General features: G+C 36.6%; 13 protein-coding genes and 1 pseudogene. 7 read left to right on the top strand and 7 right to left on the bottom strand.

Annotation, left to right across the window (positions count from 1 at the left end):
* The first annotated feature begins 71 nt into the window (after positions 1-71).
* A complete protein-coding gene (locus KDN24_RS20880) occupies positions 72-1271 on the top strand; it encodes a benzoate/H(+) symporter BenE family transporter (protein ID WP_409974305.1) in 1200 nt (399 codons plus the stop codon).
* A 303-nt stretch (positions 1272-1574) separates the two neighbouring features.
* Here the strand turns inward: KDN24_RS20880 and KDN24_RS20875 are convergent, their stop codons facing one another.
* The 4 genes and pseudogenes from KDN24_RS20875 to KDN24_RS20860 form a co-directional block, all read right to left on the bottom strand.
* A complete protein-coding gene (locus tag KDN24_RS20875; protein WP_409974306.1) occupies positions 1575-2873 on the bottom strand; it encodes an alpha/beta hydrolase family protein in 1299 nt (432 codons plus the stop codon).
* Between the two features lie 182 nt (positions 2874-3055).
* The gene (locus tag KDN24_RS20870; protein ID WP_409974307.1) at positions 3056-3490 is read right to left on the bottom strand and encodes a DUF3021 family protein; all 435 of its coding nucleotides are present in this window, start codon (positions 3488-3490) and stop codon (positions 3056-3058) included.
* Positions 3491-3505: 15 nt separating this feature from the next.
* The gene (locus KDN24_RS20865) at positions 3506-3943 is read right to left on the bottom strand and encodes a LytTR family DNA-binding domain-containing protein (RefSeq protein ID WP_409974308.1); all 438 of its coding nucleotides are present in this window, start codon (positions 3941-3943) and stop codon (positions 3506-3508) included.
* A gap of 114 nt (positions 3944-4057) precedes the next feature.
* Positions 4058-4224 (bottom strand): annotated as a pseudogene (locus KDN24_RS20860) (transposase); the annotation flags it as partial.
* A gap of 123 nt (positions 4225-4347) precedes the next feature.
* On the opposite strand from KDN24_RS20860, the gene KDN24_RS20855 reads away from it, so the two are divergent.
* The 3 genes from KDN24_RS20855 (at position 4348) to KDN24_RS20845 (ending at position 5876) form a co-directional block, all read left to right on the top strand.
* Positions 4348-4533 (top strand): hypothetical protein, encoded by a 186-nt coding sequence (locus KDN24_RS20855; RefSeq protein ID WP_409974309.1) that lies wholly within the window; start codon positions 4348-4350, stop codon positions 4531-4533.
* Between the two features lies 1 nt (position 4534).
* Positions 4535-5227 (top strand): YfjL-like protein, encoded by a 693-nt coding sequence (locus KDN24_RS20850; RefSeq protein ID WP_409974310.1) that lies wholly within the window; start codon positions 4535-4537, stop codon positions 5225-5227.
* A 445-nt stretch (positions 5228-5672) separates the two neighbouring features.
* A complete protein-coding gene (locus tag KDN24_RS20845; protein ID WP_491348147.1) occupies positions 5673-5876 on the top strand; it encodes a DUF1259 domain-containing protein in 204 nt (67 codons plus the stop codon).
* Between the two features lie 129 nt (positions 5877-6005).
* On the opposite strand, the gene KDN24_RS20840 is transcribed toward KDN24_RS20845, so the two are convergent.
* A complete protein-coding gene (locus KDN24_RS20840) occupies positions 6006-8030 on the bottom strand; it encodes a S9 family peptidase (protein ID WP_409974311.1) in 2025 nt (674 codons plus the stop codon).
* A gap of 992 nt (positions 8031-9022) precedes the next feature.
* On the opposite strand from KDN24_RS20840, the gene KDN24_RS20830 reads away from it, so the two are divergent.
* Positions 9023-10228, top strand: coding sequence for a quaternary amine ABC transporter ATP-binding protein (locus KDN24_RS20830; protein ID WP_409974312.1), 1206 nt, complete (start codon positions 9023-9025; stop codon positions 10226-10228).
* A gap of 4 nt (positions 10229-10232) precedes the next feature.
* Positions 10233-11963 (top strand): glycine betaine ABC transporter substrate-binding protein, encoded by a 1731-nt coding sequence (locus tag KDN24_RS20825; protein ID WP_409974313.1) that lies wholly within the window; start codon positions 10233-10235, stop codon positions 11961-11963.
* A 126-nt stretch (positions 11964-12089) separates the two neighbouring features.
* Here KDN24_RS20825 and KDN24_RS20820 read toward each other — a convergent pair whose 3' ends face one another.
* Positions 12090-13346, bottom strand: coding sequence for a DUF445 domain-containing protein (locus KDN24_RS20820; RefSeq protein WP_409974314.1), 1257 nt, complete (start codon positions 13344-13346; stop codon positions 12090-12092).
* Between the two features lie 739 nt (positions 13347-14085).
* Here KDN24_RS20820 and KDN24_RS20815 point away from each other — a divergent pair.
* Positions 14086-14265: a hypothetical protein gene (locus tag KDN24_RS20815; protein ID WP_409974315.1), complete on the top strand. Its 180-nt coding sequence runs from the start codon at positions 14086-14088 to the stop codon at positions 14263-14265.
* Positions 14266-14857: 592 nt separating this feature from the next.
* Here KDN24_RS20815 and KDN24_RS20810 read toward each other — a convergent pair.
* On the bottom strand, positions 14858-15436 hold the full coding sequence (locus tag KDN24_RS20810; protein ID WP_409974354.1) for an IS3 family transposase: 579 nt from the start codon (positions 15434-15436) through the stop codon (positions 14858-14860).

Genomic DNA, 15436 nt, shown 5'->3' with positions numbered 1-15436 from the left:
TATAGATTGTTTTTTGCGTGGAAACACTAATTATTTTGAAAATTAACTAAACAGCTAAACCGAGGAGGAATATGTTTTGTTTTAGGGATTTAAATAGTAAAAATATTTCAAGCGGAGTTATTGCGGGAATATTTATTATAACTGGACCATCTGCTCTTATATTAGAAGCAACCTCAAATGGAGCTTTTACGAATGAACAGACGTCTTTATGGATGTTTTCCGTCTATGTATTTGGAGGAATTTTAGGGATATTACTTCCATTATATTATAAGATTCCAATAGTAGGAGGACTTACACTAACAGGAATTGCATTTCTTACAACAATGACTTCTCAGTTTACTTTTCATGAATTAATCGGGGCATATGTGGTTTCAGGATTATTAATGTTACTTATTGGATCAATAGATGTTTTCTCCAAATTAATAAATTTAGTACCTAAAGAAATAATCTCAGCTATGCTAGCAGGAATGATTACAAAGTATATGGTGAACTTCGTTATCTCTATCAATCAGCTATTACTTGTTGGTAGCGTTTCTCTGGCCACCTTCTTCATTTTAAGCAGGTGGAAGTCAAGAATTCCACCTACGATTGCAGCAATTGTGGTCGGGTTTATGACGATGATTTTGTTTTATCCTTTGAACAGTATCGAATGGTCTGCAGGAGTATCTATTCTTCGGTTCCAGGTTCCAGAGTTTAATCCTGTAAGTTTTCTCTCTATTTCTATTCCACTTGCTCTGCTTATTTTAAGTAATGATGCGGCAGTAGCGATTGGTGCATTAGAACAAAATAACTATCGAGCTCCTGTAAATAAAATTATTTCCGCAGGAGGATTATTTTCAATATTATCAGGCCTTTTTGGGGGACAATCGGCAAATGTTGCGGGGATGGCTACTGCAATATGTTCAGGTGAAGAGGCAGGTCCTAGAGAAAAAAGGTACATGGGAGCAGTTGTCTCAGGTATTCTCCTTTTTGTTTTCGGTCTATTTTCATGGAAACTAATTCCGTTGATCCAAACTTTGCCGAAAGAGTTTATTTCAATTATTGTAGGATTTTCTCTTCTTGGTGTTTTCGGAAATAGTCTGAACCAAAGTTTTTCAAGGTCATCAATGAAAATAAGTACAGCATTTTCTTATATAATTGCTTTTTCTAATGTTTCAATTTTAAATATAAGTGCTCCATTGTGTTCCTTATTGGTTGGTACTTGCATTGCGAGGTACATTGAAAAGTCCTCACTAATCAACGAGGAGAAAAAGGCAAAAAGAACGGCTTAATTTTATGAAACTGTAAGTTCATCTTTCAACAGATTAAACCATTAATAAATCAATATGGGCGGAGGACCACTTAATATAGGTAATGTATTGAGGAGTGATCAGAGGTCAGTAAATAAGTACCTTTTAGTCACTCCTTATTTAATCTACCAGTTATCCCACTTTTTCCGCAGGAGTCTGTGCCTTAAGCTCCAACCAATGTTTTTTTACAAATCCTCAATCATTATTATCGACTTTTTGAGTCAGCCCTTTGGGACAGTTATGGCAGAAATTTTGTACAAAGCCTAAGTCTATTTAAATACAAAATCAATACGTCATCTTCGGATTGAAATGACCAATGCCCTTTAATTCATAGTCGAAAAATTCAAGAATTAATTCATTTTCCATTTCAAGACAGTAATATGGATCGATGTTGGCTTTTCCACCCTGCAGAATATTTGCAAGTATAGGAGAGAAAAGTTGTAAATCGGTCAAGCTTAAATGTTTTGCGCCTTTAAAATGAGTAGTATATGCTCCTTCGAACTGTTTATTGTTGAGTTTATTCGCTACATAAACAGGAGTACTATCCAGTTGTCTCCAAACATCGTCAGAATAAATATTAAAAAGAGGGGTTGTGTAGGCTTTGCTGTTTGCCATAAAATTATCATCTGCTTTGTTATAAACAAGTTCACTAAAGAAAGGCGCATCGATATTTACTACTGCACTTACATCATCGCGCTCCCTGCTTAGCCAAACGCTTGCGGCACCGCCCATTGAGTGCCCGAACACCCCAATTTTCTCTGTATTGATATGTTGATAAAGAGGGGTATTGTCATTTTGTGCTTTTTTAAGGATCGTATCAATGACAAAATTCATATCATCTGTTCGCAGTTTCATCCATTTTTGAATGATATTATATAATTCTTCATTCGAGTAACTGCCCTTATTCATATTTTCGACTTCATGGCTAAAATCTGAATTGATCATAGCTACTGTTCCATCCTCTGAACGAGTAAAGAAGGAATGATAGGGATGATCGATGGAAACGACTACATAACCGTGGCTAGCAAGTTCAGTATAGGTAGAGCTATTGCTATCCTTAATGCCATATGCACCATGTGAGAACACTAAAATTGGGTATGTTTCATTGCCGTTTTTTGGGTACCAAAACTTTACATTCACAAATCTGTGTTGCTCCTTATCCGTAAATTCTTCCATACGGTTTTTATCCGTATATGTGTAAGTAGCGGTTGCAACTTTATAGTTACCAGTTACTTTTGGTGATTTATGCTCCGGAAAAACAATTGCAGGTGCAAGCGCAAATGCTGTTACAACTATCATTACAATGGATTTCCACACAATTTTAGAAGTTTTATATTTTTTGTTTTCCTTGTTACGAATAAGAGAAACTGTCGCCCTTACCGCTAATGAGAGAAGCAGAATACCAAACATTCCCCAGCGTAAACTCCACTCAATCACAGAGGAAAGTGTGAGTATTACAAATGCAATAAATCCAGCAATCCTAATATAATTCATTATTTTTCTATGGGTTTGCTTTGTTATCATACAGTAAACTGTAGAAACAATTTCGAAAATCAAAGTGATAATTAATAATAAAGTTCCCATTTTTGTTACTCCTTTTTTCCAAACATTTTTATGAACTTATCATAATAAGTGGACGAAAAGAAGTATATAGAAAAACGGTAAGTTGCTCTTACAGACAAATAAGATGCAAAAAAAAGAGGTAAACTATAAAGTTTACCGTAAAATAATCTGTTGCAGAAAAAACTGCATAATGATTTTCTCGACTACTCATTATCATTATTCTTAAATGTTTTTAGTTTTTCGTTAATTTTTTGGGCTTCTTTTATATCATTTTTCCATGACAACAGACGAACGATAATATAAATAACAGCAATTTGCAGTGCAATAATAATTACATCTAATCCACTTCTCACAATACCGAAAATGCTAGCAAGGGTAATCAATAGAATCTCTAAGGTGAAAAAATGAATAACCATTTTTATCCGCATTTTCTTTTCACTTATTTTATTAGGAGAATATAAAATAAATCCCGTTAGTGCACTTAAAAATGAAAAAGCAATAATGATATAAATTGACTTTAAATCAAAGGCCATATTGGGATAATATATTTGTCTTAAAATAGTAATAATAATAATTATCGATGCGAAAATAATCAAGAAATCGCTAATGATGTTTCGTACAAATTCGGAAAGTTTCATATATGTATCCACCTTTTACAATCCAAGCATTTTTTTTAGAACAGGCACATACTGCCTTGATATAACAGCACGTTCCCCATTATCAAGCACTGCCTCGAATCGACCACTAAAGGAAGGGTGAACGGACGAAATTTTAGCTATGTTTAGAATGGTTGATTTGGTGGCACGAAAAAAGTCCTTTTCTTTACATATTTCCTCTAACTCATAAAGCTTATGTTTTACTTCAAAAACGTTATCCTTGCCGTAAAGAAAAATCTTTCCGTCAACTGCCTCAAAATAATAGATATCTCTAAGATTAATACGATGAACTCTATCATTTTGATATCCGAGTATGATGAGTGTTTCAGTTTTTAGTATACTCACGATTTCTCGTATTTCTTCATCTATCTCATGACACCTAATGAGGATTTCTTCTTCCAGTTCTCTACTTATTTCTTCTATTGAAATTTTCAAATTATCACCCACGAAAATTCACTATTTCAGGTTAGATGTCCGTAATTTTACTAGCACGACCGGATTTGGAAAAAACAACCTTCAGACCAGATCATTATAACACACTCAAATGATTTCACGTTTCTTATCATAAAAAGCTCGTAAACACTTGTTGCGTGGGATGATTTCATTGGTCGTTTTTTGCTTTCGACAGTCCCGAATGGCACATATAGAGTTTGTCTCAATCTACTAGAGCCTCTTTTAGTAATTCGATTTTGAGTACCTTTGAACGTTCCAGATTCAAAGTAGCGGAGTAGTTTACGCCAAAAAGTAAGTAATTCTCCATTTTTTGTACAATGAAAAGGTAATAAATGCTAAGATGAAATAATTATGATATTTCCTTAATAAGGGTAGGATGAATTTCAATGGTTATCGGATTAGTTGTTTTAGGGATTATTCTACTAATAATAGGAATATTAACACCTATTGCTTCGGGAACAGCTCTATTGATTTCAATAATTTTATTTGTTATGGCAATCGTACTCTCAAATAAAAGAAAAAGAATATCAAGTAACGGGTGCGGATATTATCATGACAAGGAGAGGATTTAGGATGAAAAAAATTATCCTACTAGTTGTTTTGTTATTAATAGTAGCTTTTGTACTTTTTATTTATGTTTCTTTCTATGGACTTCCATGGAAAAAAACACAAGTTTCAAAAGAATTAAAACAGTATGTTGAAGAAAAATACGACATCAAGGTCGACATTAAAGAATCTTATTTTAATTTTAAATTTGATAATTACGGAACCATTTTTACACTAAAAGATGATAAAGAATTTTCATTTAGCGCTGAAAAACAACGCGATAATACATTACATGATTACTATCCAGAAGCAGTTTGGGAGAAAGAAGTAAAAGGGGACCTAGTCCCATTAATAGATAGTTCTTTTGATTCTCTTTCTGTTGATCGTTATGGTGTATATCCTGTGTATGGCATAGGAAGCCTAGAAGATATAAAAAAAGACGTACCGAGTTACAAAGATGTTCAAACAGGTATCAATGTTGTCATTCATTTCAAAGAGGAACGTTCTAGTAAAACAGAAGAAGCATTGATTAAAGAAGTTGTTTCTTTCATTCAAAAAGTAAACGAAAAAGAGATTAAAAATATCGAATTAACGTTTTATTTAAAAGAACAAGAACTAGAAGATAAAAAGCCCGAAACATTTTACATTACAATTCCAAGTGATAAATTAAACTCCATTAAGACGGAAGACGATGTAAAAAAGTATATTCAAGTATTTTAAAAAAGAAAGTAACAATAAAGAAGAACTAAGTATGTTCATTCAAAAAAGTTTTGTATGCTTCAATATTTGAAAAACAGCCAAGACCCAGATATATCTAAAAAATTTAAACTCCGTAATTTAAATGGAATAATGTTTTATGACAGAATAAATACAGAAAACCCATACAAGTTGCCAGACAATGTTGATATTAAAAGTTTGTATTAAATTAATAATATGAAGTTTTATACAGCTAAAATTAGAAATTCATATGTTATATCATAAACCTGCTAATATAAGCTGAACGTTATTCAATAATATGGCGCTTTTCTGAAATAAGGAAAGCGTCTTTCTTCATGAAAAGAGCCATTTAATTGAGTAAGTGTTATCTTTTTAAAAATAGTCCTGTGCTATTTATTTCTTTAACCCTCCTTCACTAACGAGCTGTTATGTGCAAGAAAAAGGATGAATGGGAAATTATAATATTATATCCAAATATTTCACTATACATCTAAAGGAGAGTTACTCAATGTACAAATGGAAATATATTATACATAATCACATGTTAACCGAGAATCCTCGACTGTTTTTTATGCATTTTTGGGCAAAGGACGATCCAATCAAATTAGCTAAAGCACTACGAGAAGCTATAGATAAAACTCATAGTATGTAGACTGTTTAGTTCGAATGCTAAGTAGAATTTTCGTCATTTCACTGTACTACGATGTTGTTTCCTTCAACAAGATATTAATATTAAGAAAGGCGTCCGGCGCGGTCTGAAGGTCTTCTTTGTTTTATTTCCTTATTCAGTCAACTTAAGGTGTTTCTGAAACCAGCTTAGAATATGTTCCAGTCGAATCACCCGATGCCAGGGGTTTCCAGAACGTGACAGCTCATGGGTATCATTGAGAAAGCGGATCATGCGCACGTTACGTCCCTGAAACTTCAGGGCAGTATAAAATTGTTCACCCTGTTCAATAGGAACTCGAAAATCGAGGGTGCTTTGAATGATCAAGAGCGGTGTTCGAACATTGGCCACATACTTGATTGGTGAGCGCTTCATGTACTTTTCCGGAAACACCCAAGGTGGCCCCCCATAATCATCGGCCTTTAAAAATCCACCATCTGACGTACCAAAGAGACTATACAGATTACTGATGCCTCTCATCGAAACGGCAGCTTTGAAACGGTGGGTTTGGGTGACGATCCAGTTAGTCATATAACCACCGTAACTTCCGCCCGCAACACCAAGACGGTTCGGATCGAGCGTTCCCTTCGATAGAACGTAGTCCATTGCCGCCATCAAGTCCATATAATCATGGTTTCCCCAATCTCCTCGAATGGATGCGACAAACTCTTGTCCGTAGCCCATACTCCCACGAGGGTTGGTATAAATCACGGCAAAACCTTGTGAAGCTAGCAACTGGAATTCAAGGAAGAAGACATAGCCATACATAATCATCGGTCCACCGTGGATTTCCAGGATCGCAGGAATTAGACTTCGTGCGGGAATCCTCCTAGGCGGATAAAGAATCCAACCTTCGACCTCCGGACCATTCGCCGAACGCGAGTAAAAATGGAGCGGCTCGGAAATGGCAAGCCGACTGAGCCAATCTCGGTTCACTCTTGTGAGCCGACGTTTGTTGGTAATCGTTTCATTAGAGATGTCAGCAACCCAGATGTCATTTGGCAGCGTAGCTGTAGTAATGGCCATAGCCACCTGACGAGTGTCCAGAGTAAAGCTTACATTGTAGATGACTGAATTCCCAGTGGTCATTTGAATTGCTTGATTATCTGGAATGGAAAAGCGCCAAAGATGAACAGCTCCGGCTTTACTTACACATGTATAAATGTTTTGACCATTAGGAGCCCAAGTTAAGCTAATCGAAGGCTCTTTATGACCGCGGATGTCCCCAATGGATTTATCGCCTATGGGATAGGGGAAGCCGTTAGTCAATTCCCATGGCTCTCCCCCGGAGGCAGCAACCATCCAAATGCCTGGGTTCGTATAACCGCCGTATCTCCGATCATGTCCAACATAAGCAATCACTTGTCCATCAGGAGACCATGTCGGATGGTTGGCAGGCCCTTGACTTCGAGTTAACCGGTGAGGTACTCCCCCTGTAGCAGCAATCACCCAAATATCATTGACCAAAGCGAGGTCTAAACGTTCTGGTGTCCTGTTACCGGCTACGGCGATGTATTGTCCATCGGGAGACCATGCTGGGGAAGAGTAGTTGTAGTCGCCAAACGTGAGTTGCTGGAATTTACCGCGATCAGGACCGACGACAGGGATAGTGAAAAGGTGCCAGTTTTTCCCGACTAAATAACCAGTGGTATCCAACTTATACTTAAGACGATCAATGACGAGCACATCTTCTGAAAACCGTTGTCTTGGTGTTCGTTTTCGACCAATATCATCTTCCGGGCCTTCCGGGCCCACATGAACTACACAAGCGATGGTTCGGCTGTCTGGAGACCATACAGGAATGCCACTGACATACCGAATATTAGTAAGAGCTTCGGCTTCGCCACCCGTACTGGACATAATCCAAAGCTGGGAATGTCCTCGCCGGGTTGATACGAAAGCAAGCCACTTGCCGTCCGGAGACCAACGGGGAGCAAAATCAAGTCCGGGACCGGAGGTGAATTGTTGTGGGGCGTTCTCTCCAGAGGTGGAAACGATCCAGATGCGGCTGCTATATTTATTGGTATCCCTGTCCATCTTTGTTTCAACATAGACAATGCTCTTACCATCAGGTGAAATTTGCGGATCACTAACGACTTTTAATTCAAACAGATCCTCAGGATTTAATGGCCTCTTCATTTCCAATCATTCCTTTATTTGTTTTGCTATATATTCTATTTAATTTTGTATCCGGATAGACCGGGTGATTCTTTATTCCTTCAGGTCGTTGCTCTTGCTTTACTTTTAATAGGATGGAATTTTGGTTTGATAAGTGGTACAGCTTTATCACTTGCTGGCGGGATTATGTCCTTAGTATCATACCAATCGTGATCTGGTCTCGTGGAAATAATAAATAAAAAATAAAGCCTCCATATGTTTTACGAAATTAGCATTTTCTCGTTGAACTAATGGGGGAGTTGGTACAAGAATAATTAAGTTATGTTTGTACTACGGCCATATTTTAATTATTCCATTAAAGTGCGCTTTTCTGAAATAAGGAAAGCGTCTTTCTTCATGAAAAGAGCCATTTAACGGAGGAAGAACATCGGGAAAAATTGAAAAAATCTGGTAATAATAGTATGGTATTTGAGAAAGATGGTATTTAACTATCGGACGAGTTGATGCGATAAGAACCTACCTATTTGGATATTAATGTATTTGATTTTTAGAGAAATTAAGGTCAATATGTACGTTTGTATTCTATGTAATATAGGTTAAGAAAAATCGGGGGTAAAACTTTGAAGGTTTTTAGCAGATTAATAAAGCTGTTATTTATATTTATTTTAGGATTCGATTTGCTAATTATTGTATTAGGCAAAAATGATTATTATTTTACCTCAACTCTACAGAAATTTGAATCAGAGTCAATTTGCTTTATTACACTAAATGGTTGAACTTTTATACTAAAAGAGTAAAAGGATATGAAACTTTTCTTTCAAAGGAAAGATTTCATATCCTTTTTGTATTGTAATAAAAATTTGTATCTCATCCATTTTTCGATCTTTTTGTGGTGATCAAATCATTCAATGGGTTCATGCTATTTTCCCTTCTCCTTTAGAATCTTTCATACTGAGACACACAATAGGGAAAACTAAATAGGGACTAGGTGATTAATAAAATGAGGTGATTCGGTGAATCCATATGTAGAAGTTAGGAATGTCTCAAAGATTTTTGGTAAATCTCCTAAAGCTGCCATTGATTTATTGAAACAGGGCAAATCAAAGAAAGAAATCTTAAAAGAAACAGGGCTCACGGTTGGAGTTAATAATGTTAGTTTTAACATTTATCCCAGTGAAATTTTTGTCATAATGGGTTTATCTGGAAGCGGAAAGTCAACCTTAATTCGAATGTTTAACAGGCTGATCGATCCTACAATTGGAGAAATACTAATAAAAAATGAGGATATTGTTAAAATGAATGCCGCAAGATTACGGGAAACCAGACAAAAAAGAATCAGTATGGTTTTTCAAAACTTTGCCCTTTTTCCACATAAAACGATACTCGAAAACGCTGAATTTGGTCTTGAAATTAAGAAAGTCGCTCCGGATGAACGCCGCGAAAAAGCGATGCAGGCTTTAGAAGCTGTCGGGTTAAAAGGTTACGAACATCAATACCCATCACAATTAAGCGGTGGAATGCAACAAAGGGTTGGTCTTGCTAGAGCTCTTGCAAGCGATACTGATATTATCTTGATGGACGAAGCCTTCAGCGCCCTAGATCCGTTAATACGTAAAGATATGCAGGATGAATTAATGGGCATTCAAGAACAATACCAGAAAACGATTATTTTTATCACACATGATTTAGATGAAGCGCTGCGAATTGGGGATCGAATCGCCCTGATGAAAGATGGAAGTGTCATTCAACTAGGGACACCCGAAGAAATTATGATCAAGCCCGCAAATGAATTTGTTGAAAAGTTTGTTGAAGATGTTGATTTATCAAAAGTCCTAACTGCCTCACATGTGATGAAGCGAGGCGAAAAAATCGGTGTAAACCGAGGTCCAAGGGTTGCATTGGAAATTATGCGAAATCAAGGATATTCCAGCATATTTATTGTAGACCGTAAAAATAAATTGTTGGGGGCAATTACTGCGGAACAAGCACGTCAAGCCATTGATCAAAATCAATCCATTGCCGAAGCCATGACAACGGATATCCCAACCGTATCAGAAGATACATTACTTACGGATCTGATGGAAGTGATCGCAACATCCAATTTACCAATATCGGTTATTGATGAAGAAAATCGATTCAAAGGAATTGTGATACGCGGGGCAGTCATTGGTGCTTTAACGGGAAATAAAGATTCTTTGAATGAATTGGAGAGTGACTAAATAAATGGATATTCCCAAAATTCCCTTAGGAGAATGGGTAGATTCTTTTGTTGCATGGTTAACCATTGCGATGGCTGGACTTTTTACCTTTATAACCAATTTAATCGATGGGCTCTTGGATGTAATAGTGGATGTATTAAGTGTAGGTCCTCCCATTGTCTTAATTCTCTTCTTGACTCTCTTGGTTATCTATACAAGCAGATGGCCATTAGGAGTTTTTACGTTCATTAGTTTACTATTGATTGATAATCTTGGTTATTGGGATTCAAGTATACAAACTCTTGCAATTGTATTATTATCAGGATTACTTACGATCATCATTGGGATCCCGCTGGGAATATGGTGTGCGCAAAGAAAAACAGTGCAAAACACTGTTACACCTATTTTAGACTTTATGCAGACCATGCCTGCATTTGTGTATTTAATTCCATCCATTTTATTTTTTGGGATTGGAGTCGTACCAGGAATTATTGCCTCCTTTATTTTCGCTATTGCCCCAACCATACGTATGACGAATCTTGGTATTCAGAAAGTGCCGAAAGATTTAATTGAAGCGACAAATGCTTTTGGTGCAACTACCAGTCAAAAATTGTTCAAAGTTCAATTACCTTTAGCTACTCCAACCATTATGGCAGGGGTTAACCAAAGTATTATGCTTGCTCTATCGATGGTTGTTACGGCATCGTTAGTTGGTGCACCTGGACTTGGGGCAGATGTTTACCGAGCGGTTAGTCAAATTAACGTTGGACAAGGATTTGAAGCTGGGTTATCGATTGTCTTCATCGCTATTATTCTTGACCGCATCACGCAAAATTTACGTAACCCAGCTTACAGACATGTTGTTAAGCCTAAAATAGCCTTTTCTATTTTAGCTATTCTTGTAGTTGGTACGGCTATTGTGGTAGCGATTCCAAAAAACAAGGCTACTGAGAATGGAAATGCGAATGGTATTGGTGTCCAAACAGATTATGAAATTGTTGGGATTGAACCTGGAGCAGGCTTGATGGGGTTGACAAGTACAGCACTAAAAGATTACCAGTTAGATGATTGGACGTTACTTGAAGGCTCTTCTGCCGCAATGGTTGCTGAACTGAAGAAAGCCTATAATAATCAAAAACCCATTATTATCACTGGATGGTCACCACATTGGATGTTCTCCTCATTCGATTTGAAATATCTCGACGACCCGAAAGGATCCTTTGGTGGGGCTGAGAGTATTCATACAATCGTAAGAAAAGGTCTTGAACAGGATGCACCTGGCGCCTATAAAATCCTTGATCAATTTTCTTGGGAACCAAGTGATATGGAAGCCGTGATGGTCGATATTACAGATGGAATGGATCCAACAGAAGCGGCTGAAAAGTGGATTGATGCCAATCCTGACAAAGTTTCTGAATGGACAAACGGTGCCCGATCAGAAAGTGGCCAACCGCTTAAGCTTGTTTTTGTTGCTTGGGACACAGAAATAGCTAGTACATATGTTATTGGCAAGGTTCTTGAGCAAAATGGCTATGATGTGACATTAAGCCAAGTTGAAGTTGGGCCAATGTTTGCTGGTGTAGCCAATGGAAGTGCGGATGGGATGGTTGGTGCATGGCTCCCAACTACGCATGTTGAGTATTATAATACCTATAAGAAGGATTTCATTGACCTTGGACGAAATCTTCATGGGACGAAGAATGGACTAGTTGTACCAGAGTATGTCGACATTCATTCGATTGAAGACTTGAAATAAAATAACGAGAGAGTGTCCTTCTGGAGACTCTCTCAAAAAATTATAGCAGGTCCTTAGATACCCACTCCTAAAATCATGATACATGCTTGTTCTAAATTAACAACGACAAGCTCTTTAATAATGGTTTTACACAATAACCTTAAAAATTGTTAAAATCAAACCAATTAAAAAACCGCAAATAGCTCCATTCACTCTAATCCACTGTAAATCTTTACCTACGTTTTTTTCCATTAAATCGATAAGAGTTTCGTTATCCAGTTTCTCAAGATTTTCTTTTACAAGATTACCCATTTTAGAATGGTTTTTTTCAATCAAATAGAAAATTTGATTTTGTACCCAATTTTCAATGCTGTCGATTTTTTCTGGAGCCTCCTTCATTCTATCTAAAAGATCTCTAATAATTGATAGTACATACTGCTCGATAAATTCTTTATCCTCGGTCAGTAAAATCAATTTATTCTGAGAATGCTCCAAAATCTTCGTAATTTGATCTGCTGGACTCCAATTATTTACCAGCGTATCTTTCCAAACATTTAATTCAACTACTAGCTCTTTTTTATCTTGCACACTTTCTAATTCTTTGCGAATTCGTGAAAGGATCAAGTGCCTATATGGATTATTACCCTCTTGTAAGAGAACAATTCTTTTAAGAATAAATGGTTGTAGAATATTCCCAAGCTTTTCCTCATTAATTAAGTTGCGAATAGAATTAATCGCTATCTTTAGAAAGCCATCTGCTTCAGTATTATCAAGCAATTGTTTAGCCATAATACCGATTTTTAATTTTGTATCTTCTTTTGCCATCCATTTTTCAGTTTCAGTCAGAATATAGTCCAAAGCCTTTTCATCTAAATTCCTGTTGAGAGCTTTATTAATTATAGATTGGAGAAAACCTGCTGCATCTATAGACAGTATATATTTCTTTAGCTCCTTTTCTATAAACGGGGTTATTTTTTCTGGATTAACATAGCTTATGGCCTGACGGAGTATTGAACCAATCCGTTTATTAAATGTATCCGAATACAATTCTTTCTCTGTCATTTGCAATAATCTGTCTGTAAATTTGAATTGTTTGATTTTCCCTTGAATACTTTCTTTTGTCAGCCAATCGTTTTCAAGCATGGATATAAGACCTCTGATCATTCTATCGCGGTTTTTTGGAAGTAATGCCGTATGCGGGATAGGAATACCAAGAGGGTGGCGAAAAAGAGCTGTAACAGCAAACCAATCTGCCAGTCCTCCTACAAGACCCGCCTCAAATCCTCCAAGTAATAATCGACCAATAAAAGAGTCTTGAAAAGGAATACTTATGAGAAACCCTGCAAACATAATTCCCAATGAAATTTTCGCAAAATATCTTGAATTTTTTTCTTTCTTCTTCATCGTAACGTCCCTCAGATATATTTTTGATTAACTATACCATAAAATAATAAAATATTTCAGTCACCAGATGAATTTGAACTAGAGGAAATGTTGTGGCGCATGATGAAAAATCAGAAGTTATTGAATGTTTGGGGAGAAGATACGGTTCAAGGGAGCCGAATGTTAGCATTAACATGATAGCTTCAAATGTTGTCATTAGCCTCACCCCCTTTCAATGGGAGTAAGCCAGACCACCCTCAAGCTGCCTAATGAATTAACCGTGTCTAACTTTTAGGGTCATTTCAAATATCAAGGGTTTACGTGTATGGAGAATAGGGGGCTCGAACCCCTGACCTCTACGCTGCCAGAGGGATTCAAGTAAATAAACTGAGTTAAATAAGATAAATACAGATTGATTAAGTCTTGTGTATCAAGGGTTTGAGGGCTACTAAAAGAAATCTAGGATAATCAAGATAAAATAAAAAAATTAAGTCTGTGCACATTTTTGTGCACACTTTTGATTATTCAATAAGAATCTATTTGGTTTAATCTGAAGAGAAATACGAAACTAATGTTTATTGCAAAATAGAAGTACAGAGTTATGAGACATAAAAGTACATAACTTTGCACTTCTATTTTTATAGAAAAAAGGCCTTGCCAGCACTCCAATTAATTCCTAGTTTTTTGATATTATATTAATGGATAATAATTTTTGATTCCTTAAAATTTTGGAGGAAGTACACAATAAAAAAGTGGGATGATGTGCAAAGAAAAATGGGGAGAAATCGTATGGGATTGGCTTGCGGAGGATGAAAAGTTAAAGAGAAAACAAAGAAGAACCAATAAAAGGCTATTCACTGATCTACAAATGATGGGATTTACCGGATCCTATCCGTCTGTTATTTTGTTTCTGATTGGCGAGAAGGAAAAGATAGAGTAGAAGATGGAAGGATAGAAACTTCAAGTGCCTAAATCATCCTCCAGCTGAAGCACAAGTTGATTTTGGAATTACAGAGGCAGTAAAAGATGGAAAGTATAATGATGTACATTGTTTAATCATGAGCTACCTTACAGTAATTCAGCCTCTTGTATCCCATTACCAAGTAAGAATCAAGAATGTTTCTTATATGGGCTAAAGATTATGTTCAATCATTAGGTGGGTACCTAGAAAAATTAAGATCGATAATTTAAAAGCCGCATGATAAAGCCTAGAGGAAAGAATGAGGAAGCCACACTCACGAATGAGTTTTTACAGTTTGCAGCTTTTTATGGCTTTGAAATCCAAGCATGTAATCCTAGAAGTGGACGTATCAGACTTGGTATAAAATTAAGAAGGAAACCAAGAAATCATTGTTTGAAATACATAGAGTTCTTCTATAACTCCAAACGGATTCATTCGACGTAAGGGTATATTCACCGGATGTATTTGGGCAAAAGTATGGAAATTCCGCAGTTTGATTTTCCTTTTAATTTCCCTTTATTTAAACCGTTTAATGAACGCAATCGAGCGAAAGCGCGGTAGAAATCTATGTCTATTTTGATACTACGTCAAGAAAATAGACACAGATTTTTCTACCGTGCTTTCGCTTGTAGGCCATCTTTAATGCGGAAATGACTAATTCCTTGGTCATGTTATTGCCCATAGCCCAGCCTACAATCTTACGAGAATACAAATCCATTACGGTCGCCAAATATAACCAGCCTTCATTGGTCGGAATATAAGTGATATCCGTGACCCAATATTGGTTTGGTTTACTTGCTTTAAACTGCCGATTTAAGACGTTTTCACTTACTGGATGTTGATGCTTAGAATTGGTCGTTGCCTTGTATTTTTTGACGGTACAAGACTTCCATTGGTTCTTTGTCATAATACGAGAAACCGTACGCTCACTGACTTTTACACCGCGTTTATTCAGGGCTTTAGCGATTTTGACGCTACCGTAACGCTGCTTGACTTCTAAATGGGTTTGAAGAATCTCTTGGTATAATTGCTCGTGTTGAGTCTGTCGGTTACTCTTCGGACGGTTTATCCATTTGAAGTAGCCACTTTTGGAAACTCCCAGAACGTTGCACATCTTCTCCACTCGGTATCGGGAGCGATTGTCATGAAT

Source organism: Cytobacillus sp. Bva_UNVM-123 (genome assembly GCF_046351715.2).
Lineage (GTDB): Bacteria > Bacillota > Bacilli > Bacillales > Cytobacillaceae > Cytobacillus.
The sequence above is the reverse complement of the archived record's forward strand: the minus strand, read 5'-3'. Positions and strand labels throughout refer to the sequence as shown.